At 65.7% G+C, this 11,511-nt stretch carries 10 protein-coding genes and 1 pseudogene; 1 reads left to right on the top strand and 10 read right to left on the bottom strand.

Going from position 1 to position 11,511, the window contains the following annotated elements; translation table 11 throughout:
* Positions 1-439: 439 nt before the first annotated feature.
* The 5 genes from istB to LuPra_RS34665 form a co-directional block, all read right to left on the bottom strand.
* Positions 440-1,201: an IS21-like element helper ATPase IstB gene (gene istB / locus LuPra_RS25455; protein WP_110171925.1), complete on the bottom strand. Its 762-nt coding sequence runs from the start codon at positions 1,199-1,201 to the stop codon at positions 440-442.
* Complete coding sequence (gene istA / locus LuPra_RS25450; protein WP_162271433.1) at positions 1,198-2,667, bottom strand: IS21 family transposase; 1,470 nt, start codon at positions 2,665-2,667, stop codon at positions 1,198-1,200. The genes istB and istA overlap by 4 nt, the downstream gene beginning before the upstream one ends.
* Positions 2,668-3,031: 364 nt before the next feature.
* Positions 3,032-3,898, bottom strand: coding sequence for a metallophosphoesterase (locus LuPra_RS25445; RefSeq protein WP_157899660.1), 867 nt, complete (start codon positions 3,896-3,898; stop codon positions 3,032-3,034).
* Positions 3,888-4,169, bottom strand: a complete 282-nt coding sequence (locus tag LuPra_RS25440) for a hypothetical protein (protein ID WP_157899659.1) — start codon at positions 4,167-4,169, stop codon at positions 3,888-3,890. Before LuPra_RS25440 ends, LuPra_RS25445 begins: the two co-directional genes overlap by 11 nt.
* 814 nt (positions 4,170-4,983) lie before the next feature.
* Positions 4,984-5,343: a YybH family protein gene (locus LuPra_RS34665; protein WP_418001421.1), complete on the bottom strand. Its 360-nt coding sequence runs from the start codon at positions 5,341-5,343 to the stop codon at positions 4,984-4,986.
* Between the two features lie 153 nt (positions 5,344-5,496).
* On the opposite strand from LuPra_RS34665, the gene LuPra_RS25425 reads away from it, so the two are divergent.
* A complete protein-coding gene (locus tag LuPra_RS25425) occupies positions 5,497-5,724 on the top strand; it encodes a hypothetical protein (protein WP_110173357.1) in 228 nt (75 codons plus the stop codon).
* A gap of 1 nt (position 5,725) precedes the next feature.
* On the opposite strand, the gene LuPra_RS25420 is transcribed toward LuPra_RS25425, so the two are convergent.
* The 5 genes and pseudogenes from LuPra_RS25420 to LuPra_RS25405 all read right to left on the bottom strand — a co-directional run bounded on the left by LuPra_RS25420 (position 5,726) and on the right by LuPra_RS25405 (position 11,426).
* Positions 5,726-8,752 (bottom strand): hybrid sensor histidine kinase/response regulator, encoded by a 3,027-nt coding sequence (locus tag LuPra_RS25420; protein WP_162472825.1) that lies wholly within the window; start codon positions 8,750-8,752, stop codon positions 5,726-5,728.
* Between the two features lie 278 nt (positions 8,753-9,030).
* Positions 9,031-9,186, bottom strand: a complete 156-nt coding sequence (locus LuPra_RS32290; protein WP_157899657.1) for a hypothetical protein — start codon at positions 9,184-9,186, stop codon at positions 9,031-9,033.
* Between the two features lie 269 nt (positions 9,187-9,455).
* Positions 9,456-9,878 carry a hypothetical protein gene (locus LuPra_RS25415; RefSeq protein ID WP_157899656.1) on the bottom strand — a complete coding sequence of 141 codons (423 nt, stop codon included), beginning with the start codon at positions 9,876-9,878 and terminating at the stop codon, positions 9,456-9,458.
* A gap of 319 nt (positions 9,879-10,197) precedes the next feature.
* A pseudogene (locus LuPra_RS33805) lies at positions 10,198-10,415 on the bottom strand (nitronate monooxygenase); the annotation flags it as partial.
* A 144-nt stretch (positions 10,416-10,559) separates the two neighbouring features.
* Positions 10,560-11,426, bottom strand: a complete 867-nt coding sequence (locus LuPra_RS25405) for a M23 family metallopeptidase (RefSeq protein WP_234800550.1) — start codon at positions 11,424-11,426, stop codon at positions 10,560-10,562.
* Positions 11,427-11,511: the final 85 nt, after the last annotated feature.

The raw sequence follows: 11,511 nt of genomic DNA, 5'->3' as shown, positions 1-11,511 counted from the left end.
AATGCTGATGAATGCCAGTCCAGTGAGCCTCGGCTCCTCGCAGAAAACCTCTGGGCCCACTACGAGACAGCCGGATTCCTGTATCCCGCAAAGCTGGCCATGCTGCGGCCGTTCAAGGCTGGCATTCTCGACCTGTGGCAGCGCCTGATCGAGGCTCCAGCCGACGTCTTTCAGGTGCACTACGCGAGACAGGACCTCGACAAACGCTTCGTCGCCGTTCAGGCGCGGGTCGAGAGGGACGCCTGCGGGCGCCGCTCAGAAAGTAGACCAGTCCGCCGCTCGGAAAATGATCCACCTGCGGGGCCTCATTCTACGCGGAGCGGGCCGGTAGGCCCGCCTGCCATGCCCTCATCGTGAGGGGTGGTCTTGTCCTTGACGGCCTGCGGGCGGCTTGGCCCCCGCTCTGAGGGGCCAGGCCGGCTGCAGGCCGTGCGCCGCGTCAGTCGGCGCTGGTCCGCCGTTTCTTCATGCGGTAGCTCTTGCCCTTGGTCGTGATCACCGTGGCGTGATGCGCCAGACGATCGAGCAGCGCGGTCGTCAGCTTCTCGTCGCCGGCAAAGACCGTGACCCACTCGGCAAACGCGAGGTTCGTGGTCACCACCGTCGCGCGCCGCTCATAGCGATCGGCGATCAGATTGAAGAGCAGTTCGCCGCCGACCCGATCAAACGGGACGAAGCCCAGTTCGTCGATGATCAGGACGTCCTGGGTGAGCAGGCGTCGCTGCAGCCGTGCGAGCTCGCGCGCATCACGCGCTTCGAGGAGCTGACGTACCAGATCGGCGGCGCGCGTAAAGAGCACGCGCCGCTTCTGCCGCGTCGCTTCGACGCCGAGCGCGATCGCGAGGTGCGTCTTGCCCGTGCCGATCGGGCCCGCGAGGATCAGGTTCTCGGGGCGCGTGACCCACTCCCCACGGGCGAGCGTGTGGATCTGCGCGGCGTGGACCCCCTCGGCCGTCGCAAAGTCAAAGGTCTCGAGCGTCTTGACCTCCGGGAAGCGGGCCTCGCGCAGCCGCTGGCGGATCACCGACTCGTGGCGCGAGGTGTGCTCGGCGTTGAGTACCTCGTGCAGGTAGTCCTCGTAGGGCCAGTGCGCGGCCTGCGCCTGACGCGCCAGCGCTTCAAAGCTGCGGGCCACGCCCGGGAGTTTGAGCGCGCGCGTGTGGCCGACGATCAGGTCGCGCGTGATCGCGGGCGTGCTCATGCCGCACCGTCCTGCAGCCAGCGGTCGTAGTCCGCGGCCACGCCGCTCGTGATCGCCACATCGCGGAGCGACGCCGGCACGGCCTCCGCGCCGAGCACCGGTGGCGCCTCCGCATGCACGGCCAGTCGGAGGGGCGTGCCGTCGCGCAGGGCACGCTCGAGTGCCGGCACGACGACGGCCGCACCGGCGGCGTGCAGATCGCCCAGGATCTTGGCGAGATGCCGGGCGGCGTCCCGCGGCGCATGCTGCGCCGTCAGGTTGGCCCACACCGCGGGGAAGGGATCGCCGAGATCGCGCACCAGATCGGGCGCGACCTGGCGGACCGCCTGCGGCTTGATCGCCAGTGCGGGCAGGTAGTGGCGATAGTCGATCGAGCGGCCGCCAAAGCGTTGCCGCGGATGGGAGATGCGCCGACCGTCGCGGCCGACGATGGTGACCGTCGTCGCGCCGACCCAGGCCGTCAAATCCAGCCCGGCCCACGCGCACGGCACCGAGTACCACGCGCCGTGGACCCGGGCCAGCGCGCGCGGCGCGATGCTCACGGGGACGGCCGCCTCGGCGACAAACGGCACATCGAGCGGACGCAGGAGGCGCTGCTCCTCGGCGGAGCGCACGCCGATGGTGGCCTCGGTGCCATGCCGGCGCGTGTCGCGGCGCGCATCGAGCTGCGCCAGCAGTTGCGTGTTGATCGCGTCGAGGGTGTCGCCCGCGGGAATTGGCGTCAGTGCCTGCAGCCGGATGTACTTGCCGCGCGATTCGACGCCGCCCTTGTCGTGGCCGACGCCCGGGCGACAGAAGCTCGGCTCGAAGAGATAGTGCGAGGCGAGCGCCGCAAAGCGGATCGTCAGGGCCCGCTCGCCGCCGGCGAGGATCCGGGCCACCGCCGGTTTGAGATTGTCGTACGCCACCCGCGTGGGCGCGCCGCCCAGATGGGCAAAGGCGCGCACGTGGCCGTCGAGAAAGCTGACCTGATCCTGGCGCTCGTAAATCCAGCCGAAGTCGCGGCCCGAGTACATCAGGCGCAGCACGAAGAGCCACGCCTTCTGGCGCCGGCCCGCCACATCGACCTGCACTTCAAAGAAGTCGACCTCCGCCAGCTCGCCCGGGCGATAGGTCAGCGGAATCAGCGGCTCGCGTCGCTGCCGCTTCCACTCCGCCACGGCCGCCTTGACTAGGGAGACGCCGACATCGTGACCTTCCGCCCGGAGCAGCTGGTGCAGCCGCGTGGCCGTCAGTCGCTGTTTGGGCGTGGTCCAGCGCGGCGCCTCCTCGAGCAGCGCGGCGATGCGCGGTGCGACCGCCGCGCTCACGGGCCGCGGTCGCGGCTGCGCCTCGTGCCGCACCGGCGCGGCCTGCGCCAGGTACTTCTTCACCGTCACCCGCGACAGCCCCAGCTCCCGCGCCACCGCTCGCTGCGATCGTCCCTCGACCAGCACCTTGTGCCGGACCACATGCACCTGATCCATCCTGAGCATCCTCTCCAGCGGACCCCGGCGCCGCGTACGCCGGCAAGTCCGCCCGTCAGACCCTCAGGTGGTCTACTTTCCGAGCGGCGAATGGATCACTTTCCGAGCGGCGCGCCCAACGCCAACAGACTTGCCGACGAACTCCTCGCGCGGCCCAGCGACGGTGTCGACTGACAGCGACCTGTCAGGCACCATGCTGCGTCATCTCCGATCAGCGCTGTATGGTCCCGACATGCTCGCCCCGCCGAAGCGGCGGCGGGGGGGGAGTTTTCCTTAGCGCCGTCAGTCCTCAGCGCACAGTCCGTGCATGTCGTGGACTGGCTCGTTGTGGAAATATCTTCGGAGCCGCCACCGCTAGACTACGTTAGCGGTGTGAGCGCTGAAATGCGCCCGAGTCGATCGTTACACCGCCACGTGACACCGTCTGGAAGTTGAACACGTCGTTCGCCACTTCGACGACCATAAACGTATTGTCGACGTCGTTTCCCTTTTCCGTGAGCGCCGATCCTTTTCGGATGTCGCCCTTGCGGAGCTTGGCCGACCCGCCACATGTGAAGTAGTACACGTCGTTCTGTGGTTCAACCCGCTCGTAGAAATGTTCGTGGCCGGCAAACACGACGTTCACTCCATATTTGACGAACAACGGCTCGAGCACAGTGCGCAGATCGGTCTCCGAGCCGTGCGCCGCACCGGACGAATAGAGCGGATGGTGGAAGTACGCCATCTTCCAATCGGACTTCGATTCCTTGATCGCGCGTTCGAACCATTCGAGCTGCTTGCGATCCATGTAATTCGAATCGAGCACAAAGAAGTCGATATTGCGCTTCGTGAAGGTGTAAAACCGCTCGCTGTTCATGTTGAACGGCTTGTAGAAACGCTGGTTGGGATCGTCGTGGTTGCCGAGGGCCGCGTAGAACTGGACGCCGGCATCGAGCAACGGCTTGTACGGTATTTCGAACTTCTTCTGAAAGTCTTGCGGACGTTCGGTCCCGTAGATGTTGTCACCCACCATGATCGCAAAGGTGAACTGCGCCTGCTGGCGGTACTCGTCGAGTTTCCGCCCGATCTCGTACTGCGCCTTGTCGCCAGTGCCGGTGTCGCCGATGACGGCGAACCGTGTCGAGTCCTTTGCCAATGGCAGCTTGACGCCTTGCGCCGCGCCCACCAGTGACAGCGCAACGGTCAGGGCGAGAGCGCCGGGGACCGAGAAACGGGGAGCCTTACCGGCCACGGGGGTGCTCCCGCCCAGCGGCCTTGGCCGCGATCGCCGGGACCGCATCTGGAATGAAATCGACGATCAGGTTGGCTTTGATGTCACGCAGGATGAGGTGGCGGCCCAGGAAGCGGTACTCGAGTTCTTCGGGCAGCGTCGGCAGCTTCATGAGCAAGCCAGCCGGTACGGTCGGCAGCGGCAGCGTGGTGGGATAGTCCGTATTGATCGCGGGCGGTACCTTCATGGGTACCTCCAACAAGATGGCTTTTTGATCGCTGATCGGCCGCATCGTGAAATCCGCGGCGACGGTATCGGCATCTCCTTGGCGGCGGCAGGCGAAAACACGTCACCCTGATGCGCCCCGGCGCGTTCCACTCGAATCTCGTCAGCGAGCGCTTTCTCACGCTCGGAGAGTTGTCGTGGATCCGAGGTCTCCTTGAGGCTCGGAACCCGTGCGTCCGCCGTGTCGTGTACCTTGACATACGCGCCTACGCGGTCGAAGAACTCCCTGAAGCGCGGGTCTCCGACGGGATTGGGCGCCTCGGCCGCCTTTACGTCCAGCGCGTTCGCTTCCTTGACGGTGGCGGCAGGTTCTGCCTTGCATCCGGCGAGCGACGAACAGGTGCCCACCACTGTCGCGATCGAGACCAAACCGACAAGAACGCGTAGCCGCATCGTATGTGCTCCGTTCGCTTGCAGACAACAAAGTCTAGGCTGAACTACTGCGCCGCGTGACAGCGGTCGCTACCCTCAGGAAGCATCTCGTTGAACGCATCGCAGCTCGCGGCCGAAGGCACGCCTGAACGCGGCGGGATACAGCCAGATCATCAGGCCGTAGGCTCTGCAGGCGCCTGCTGCCACACGCGGGTGTCCGGTTCGCACGCGCATCGCTACCCGCCTGAATACTTGGGAGCAGCCGCCGGGCACGCGCCGCGGTCACTGCTAGCGCGAGGCGTTGCGCTTCGGCCTTGACGACGCGTGTCCCGAATGGCGGTGATGCCGTAATAGTGTCGCCGCTCATCGTCCAGCTGTACTGATCTGCACCTGTAATCGGGCGAGCCCAGCGGAGCCCGGTGACACGACCAAGCTTCGCAACGAACACGTCATGACAGGGAAGCGGGGTGGTCCGTGTTCCAGATTTCGACTGAGCAGCGCCAGATGCCGTCGTCCTCACGTCGCCAGATGGAGAGCCCGCGTCCATCGGTTGCGGCTGGCGCACCGTCATGACCGCTGACCGTCACCGTGTTCGTGCCGAACATATACGCGAGGGAGCCGTCCGCTGAAAGCTGCACCCCTTGTGACTGCCACCGGATGTTGAACCCGGGTATGCGCAGCGCGTCCTCCACGTACGCTCGCACCGCTGCCTTAAGCCGAAGTCCTCGTCGCGTAAATGCGGCTTGCCGCGTAGGCACCGAGCCGATCGAACCACGGCCGATGAACTGGGGCCGCAACGTGGCGCTCATCGGGGCAAGCGGATCGACGGTTGGCTGACCATGGCCGCGGCTGGAAAGCATGACCACAGTGCGCGTGCGGCCTGGTCCGGCGGCATCTCCTCTGGCACCTACGCCCGGGCGACATCGTCGTGATGGACAACCTCACGGCCACAAAAGCGGCGCGTGCAGGAGCTGATTGCCAGCGTCGCGGCGGCCGTTCGCTTCCACCCACTCTATTCCTACGATTTCAACCCGATCGAGAACGCGTGGGCCTTGATCAAGACACAGCTCCGCCGCCTGGCGCTGCGTGCGGCCGAGGCGCTACGCGAGGGCGCCGAGCGGGCGCGGCGTGCGGTCCGACCGCGCCACTGCCGCAATTGGACCGCTCATGCCGGATACCGACTCAAGTGATCTATGGGGTTGATCGGGCTTGGTCTGGTTCGAGGCGCTCCATGATCAGTCGCGCCGCGGCCTCCATCAGCGCAATCTCCTGCGAGGGCACATCACAGGGAACGACGTCGAAGTGGCACAGGGTGCCGAAAGCGGCGCCTGAGGCCGTCCGCAGCAGCACGCCACAGTAGGAACGGACCGTGTCCCGCGCGGGGTGGTGCCGAAGTCGCTCATCCGCAGCTGTATCCTCCGTCGTGAACGGTCGCTCGAAGGTTCCGACCAGCGCACAATACGTCGCGTCCATCTCGACATCCTCTCCCCGCGTCACGGAAGAGACGTCGGCGTCCAACAGCGCGAGGCTTCTCAGCCACGGAGGATCGAAGCGGTAGAGGCCCGTGAAGCGATGCGCAGTCCGGCTGTTCAGGAAGCGGAGTGCGTCGTGCCAACCGGGCGCAGCGAGGGTCCTGGCGAACTTCTCGAGCACTTCGGCGCGGGCCGTAAAGGCGGGGAGTGTCTGCGCCCCCTCGCGACGGGCCTCGGTGGCGAGCCGGTCCACGAGATCGACCAGGACGTCTGGCTCGACGGGTTTCGCCACGTACGCCTGAAACCCGGCATCGATGGCGCGTCGGCGATCCTGCTCGCGTGAGTAGGCGGTCAAGGCGATCGCCGGCAGGTGCAACCCGCGCACGCCCGCCGCAGTCCGGATCTTGGCGATAAGTTCGTAGCCGTCGTTGTGCGGCATGCCGATGTCGCTGACCATGAGCGTAAAGGGCCGCGAGGCGAGGAGCCCGAGGGCCTCGGCGCCCGTGGCCGCCGTGATCACCTCGGCTCCCTTGGAGCGGAGCACCGTCGCGATCAGATCGCGGGCATCGGCTTCATCATCGACCACCAGCACCGTGACGCCGGCCAACCGAATCGGCCGCGGGATGAATCGCCGTTCGTTGAACGGTATGCCAGGGGATTCGGTGGCCGGCTCTGCGAACACGGCTTGGACGGGGAGACGCGCGACAAATGTGGCGCCGCGTCCCGGGCCATCGCTCGCGGCATGGACGGTGCCGCCATGCGCCTCGACCAGGTGTCGAACCAACGCCAGTCCGAGCCCCAAGCCGCCATGGCGACGGGATGTACTTTCCTCCGCCTGGCGAAACCGCTCGAAAACGTGCGGGAGGAAGTCGGCGGCGATCCCTTCGCCGGTGTCGCGCACGGTCAGCTGTACCTCCGTGCCTTCGCGCCGCAGCGACACGTCGACACGGCCGTCCTTGGGGGTGAACTTGATGGCGTTGTTGACGAGGTTCCACACGACCTGCTGGAGCCGGTCCGGATCCCCGACGAGACGCGACGCGGCCGGGTCCATCGCCACCGTGAGTGCGATGCGCTTCGCGTCTGCGGCCGGGCGGACCGCATCAAGCGCAGCCTGGACCAGCAGGGTCAGATCGAGCGGGCGGATCGCGAGGTGCAGCTTGCCGGTGATGATGCGTGACCCATCGAGGATGTCTTCAATCAGGCGCACCTGCGCGTGCGCATTGCGCTCGATGCTGTCGACCGCACGCAGGTAATCGTTGTTGGACAGCGCTCCCGATTGCAGCATCCTCGCCCAGCCCAGGATGGCGTTCAGAGGCGTGCGCAGTTCGTGCGACGCCGTCGCCAGAAAGTCGTCCTTGGCGCGGCTGGCGAGTTCCGCGACCTGCCGCGCGCGCTGCTCGCTGTCGAGCAACGCGGCTCGCTCCTGCGACGCTCGGCGCAATGTATCGATGTCGGTGTTCGTGCCGAACCAGCGCACCACCCGGCCGGCGTCGTCTTTCAAGGGTACGGCCTGCGTCAGATGCCAGCGAAACTGACCGTCACGGCCGCGTAGCGGAAACTCCATCTCGAAGGCCTCGCCGGCGTCGAGGGCGGCTTGCCAGCGCGTGACAACGTCGTCCACCAAATTGGGGTCGTGCACGCTGCGCCACCCCCAGCCCTGCATGCTGTCGAACGTGGTCCCTGTGTAGTCGTACCAGCGCTGGTTGTACCAGTCGATGTACCCGTCCGGCCGCGTGCTCCAGGCGAGTTGCGGAATGGTTTCCGCGAGGACATGGAACTGCGCTTCGGTGTCGCGCAGGCGCTGCGCCAGCGTCTCGGCCTGCTGCTTCGCCTGTACTTCGTCGGTGACATCGAGTGCCAAGACGATCACGGCGTCGACGTGCTGCGCCGCGTCGCGAAGCGGGCTGTAGATGAATTTGTAGAATGCCTCGTCTGGCGTGCCGCGCACGTGTCGATCAAGCCGTACCGGCATGTCACGGCTGACAAACAGCTCCCCAGACCTCAGGACCTCGTGCAGCAACGAGTTGAGCCCCTGCCCGTGCAACTCGGGCAGCGCGGTCAGGAGTGGCTTGCCGACAAGATCCCGCCCGCCCATCAGCGCACGATAGTGATCGTTGGCGAATTCGAACGTCAGATCCGCACCGCGGAGGATGCAGATGCCGGCTGGCGCCTGGGCGAAGAACTGCTGCAGTCGTACACGATCCCGGTCGACTTCCGCACGCAGAGCCGCTTCCTGACGCGTCGCAACCACGCGCGCCGTTGTCTCCGTGCACACGACCAACGTGCCGCCGATCGAACCGTCGTCGTCGAACACCGGCGAATAGCCATACGTCCAGTAGACGTCTTCGATGGCACCGTTCCGGAAGATCGGCACGCAGGCATCCTCGTGCCAACTCGGTACACCGTGCATCATCACGGCATCGATCTGGGGCCCGATGATGTGCCAGATCTCCGGCCAACAGGCCCGGCCCGCTTGCGCCATGGCCGCCGGATGCTTGCCGACGCCAAAGCTGGGCACGTAGGCGTCGTTGTAGATCTGAATCAAATCGGGTCCCCACCACAGGAACATCGGATGGCGAGAGTGGACCAGCATTGCGACCGTGGCCTTGAGACTGCGGGACCAGTCGCGCCACGGGCCGAGGGGTGTGGCTGCCCAGTCCGTCGCACGGATGAACTCGCCCATCTCGCCGCCACCGTCGAGGATCCAGGTATCCGGGTCGGCGGCAGCTGACGTGGTTGTGGTCATCTCTGTTCGTGTCACGCGCTCAGTGGGCATGCGTCGTCCGATCAGTGTGCCCGTCATTCTGGCGGGCGAAGTCCGATGCTCGCGCACCGGCCGTCGTGTGTCTGCGTCACGCGCGACGGCCTGCCACGGTGGTTGCGGCCCGGTCATCAGGTTCCGCGTCGTTCGCACTACCCGTGCGATGGAGAGAACGACGAGGCGGCGTGAGGTACTCAGGCGCCGGAACGACGCGAGCGGCTGCCTCGCCGTTCACATTCTGCAGCCGCGTGTGCCACACGCTGTCAGTCGTTCGGATGGAGCGGGGGCACCTTCGCACTGGGTCGCTGGCGAACCTCGGTGAGTAATTGCCGAACCACGCCGAGCAGTCGCCACACACCAAGGAGGGCGATACTCGACAAGACAATCACCATGGTGGTGAGCAAGAACGAAGTACGCATGGAAGGTAGAGCGTACCGTGGCATGCACGTTCGACGATTGACCGTTCATGCCAGGAAGTGGGCGTTGTGGCCGGAAGTGTCACTGACTGAATTTCAGTGAGGCCACGCCTTGGTACTACGTGTCGCGTGTGCACACGACCGGCGTCGAGTACGTCGACGACGGCTGTCCATCTGCGCCGCGTCCTTTGGCGGATGACAGGGTGCCAAGAGGCATCCCGGGGCCTGCTGATCTAAAGACCCTTGCCAGGCGCTGCGTGGGTTCGTCCTTGCTATGAGGACTCCGACCGAACCGCACGGCCCTTCTTGCGCTCCTCCTCAGAGATGCGCCTGCGCGACGATCCGTTGAGGTAGCGCATCACGACGGCTACGGACGGCCTGATGACCACGTCGGCGATCCATAGAACCAGCGCGGTGGGCGGGAAAAGGAGCAGCACAAATCCGGTCCGCGATCGGACGACGGCATCGACCCAGGGTGACACCGTGGTCGCTTCATACATTGCCTGCTGGACCACAGGCGCGGGGAATGGCTCTGCCGGGACCACTGAGCCGCAATGGCGACACCCCGTGTCGATGCACTTGATGTCCTCCGCGCATAGCGGGCACGGCTGTTGACCGTTGCGCTTTTCCTTCTGCCGGGACATGAACCACCACAGCAGCCTTAAGGAAACGGCAGCGATGACCAGTAGGGTCAAGAGTGCGACATTCTCCGACACCGCCCCATCGTGTGGGACAGGCCGCGGTGGCCAGCGTCCATTGCGAAGCGTATGGTCCGAGTGGCCAACGGGAAGTAGGCGTCGGTGCCGATCATGAGGCCAGCGTATTCGACAGCGAGGGGCTGGCTGTTGACCGTTGAGGACATAATTCAACGATCTGTCCGGAAGTGTCAGAAACCGATGACAACGTGAGTGTGGTTGGGGATCGTCATGGACCAGGGAACGCCACACGTCGCTCGATGTCCCCGGCGGTGGAGGCGGTACGTTGGCGCCACGAGTGGCGGAGGTGCGTCGTACCGGCAAACGTGCCCGTTTGCTTCGTCAGATCGTCGGATAGGAAGTGTCCACGATGTCCGCCCGCTTCAAGACCCTGCGCGATGATGGCGTCGACTCCGCGCACCTCGAGCCATCGCGCCTCGTCGACGGTCGCCGACGCGATCACCTTCGCTCCCCATGCACGGACGGGGCGCAGCGATCGGGCGCCGGCAGGCCGAAGTGGAAGCTTGACGACCGGGGCCCAAGCCAAGCTGTCCGAACTCCTTGCCGATCCTGTAACGATGAACGAACAGCGTCGCCGCGTCGTCGTCCGCGAGCCGCTTGACTCGGTGGCGTATCTCCGCGAGCAGTGCGTTCGCGTTCTGCCACTCCGCTTTTCGGGTCCTAGCGGCGCATCTCAGCCCAGCCGACGAACCCCTCGCGAGATCGAACGAAATCGAACTCCCGAAAATGGCCGAATACCTCAACGTCGGTGCCGCGTTCCAGCGTCGTCATGACGGCCGCGTCGCTCAGCGGACTCTCGCGCAAGGCGAGCGGTTCGGCCAGGCGGCGTCGTCGCAGCGACGGCTCTGCAGAGACGACGGAGTTCTCCCGGACGTACCCGACAGTGCCGTCCGGCAGCCGCAAACGGTGCCAGGCGCCGCTCACCCCAAGCCGACGAGCGATCGAGGACGGCTCGAGCAGCCCGCGCTCCGCGCTGCCGGCCAACGGCCCGGTCAGGAGTGGGGTGCGCCCGCTTCGCGTACGCACGAGTGTTCCGAGCAGCGTAGGTTCAACGACAGTGCGCCGCAGATTCTCATCGGGTGCCAGAAATGGCGCCGGGTCAATAGCCCCTTCTTCATAGACGCCGAAGTGCAGATGGGGTGACGTGGTGCGCGCATTGCCGGTATTGCCCACATAGCCGAGCACGTCGCCTTCGCGGACCCGGACGCTCCCGTCAATCGCCCAGCGATCAAGATGCGCGTAGTAGTACCTGGTCGCGCCGATCAAGCCGGTGCGGAGCCAGACGACGTTACCGCCGAGGCCGTTGGTATCGATATGGGCGATGCCGTCGGTTACAGCGACCACGGGTGTGCCCCGAGGGGCGAAGATATCGATGCCTTCGTGGGAGTACGGCGATGACGTCAGCGAGAGTCGCGCTGCGCCAGTGCAGCCCGCAGAAAGGACAAGTGCGATGAGCGCTGCCCGCGTCAGAATTCGGCCTTCGACCGCCATGCCCACTAGGCTTCCACGAATGCGGCCGAGTGCCAACCTGAGCCGAGCGGTATCGGTCAGACGTCACGCCCAGGCCTTTCGGTTCGGTTGTGCGGGGCGCTCGCCGACAGGAGACGTCTAA

It is taken from the genome of Luteitalea pratensis (assembly GCF_001618865.1).
Lineage (GTDB): Bacteria > Acidobacteriota > Vicinamibacteria > Vicinamibacterales > Vicinamibacteraceae > Luteitalea > Luteitalea pratensis.
Note: the sequence above shows the minus strand (reverse complement) of the source record. Positions and strands in the feature narration are given on the sequence as shown.

What these genes read in the sequence shown, in the direction of transcription:
- LuPra_RS25440 (WP_157899659.1), bottom strand. Translation starts at nt 4,169, where the DNA reads ATGCGGCCGATCAGCGATCAAAAAGCCATCTTGTTGGAGGTACCCATG.
- LuPra_RS25420 (WP_162472825.1), bottom strand. Translation starts at nt 8,752, where the DNA reads ATGACCACAACCACGTCAGCTGCCGCCGACCCGGATACCTGGATCCTC.
- istA (WP_162271433.1), bottom strand. Translation starts at nt 2,667, where the DNA reads ATGGATCAGGTGCATGTGGTCCGGCACAAGGTGCTGGTCGAGGGACGA.
- LuPra_RS32290 (WP_157899657.1), bottom strand. Translation starts at nt 9,186, where the DNA reads ATGCGTACTTCGTTCTTGCTCACCACCATGGTGATTGTCTTGTCGAGT.
- istB (WP_110171925.1), bottom strand. Translation starts at nt 1,201, where the DNA reads ATGAGCACGCCCGCGATCACGCGCGACCTGATCGTCGGCCACACGCGC.
- LuPra_RS34665 (WP_418001421.1), bottom strand. Translation starts at nt 5,343, where the DNA reads ATGAGCGCCACGTTGCGGCCCCAGTTCATCGGCCGTGGTTCGATCGGC.